The sequence below is a fragment of the Winogradskyella ouciana genome (assembly GCF_009709615.1).
GTDB lineage: Bacteria > Bacteroidota > Bacteroidia > Flavobacteriales > Flavobacteriaceae > Winogradskyella > Winogradskyella ouciana.
In genome coordinates, this window is record NZ_WJYA01000167.1 from 1 (window position 1) to 261 (window position 261).

Below are 261 nucleotides of genomic sequence, written 5' to 3' on the forward strand. Positions count from 1 at the left end.
CGAAACCGGCCGTCAGGAAAATTACAGCACGTATGAGAATTTCATTTACGGTCTGTACCGTCTTTCCGAATTCAAGGATATGTTTGAGGGAAATCATGAACTTGTCATTCCTACTTCGGCAAGAGATCTGATGACTTCCAAAAAGCCGGTCTGGCGCGGCGTAGTTAAGGATGGCCATATCCTGATCGCGGCGCAAAATCCTTACGCGGCTGACAATGCGGAGACAAGCATTACGCTGTCTTATCAAAAATGGGTAAAAAC

At 46.4% G+C, this 261-nt stretch carries 1 protein-coding gene; it reads left to right on the plus strand.

Going from position 1 to position 261, the window contains the following annotated elements; genetic code table 11:
• On the plus strand, window positions 1-261 hold a 261-nt coding region (locus tag F1003_RS16715; RefSeq protein WP_202913927.1), incomplete at both ends, for a hypothetical protein.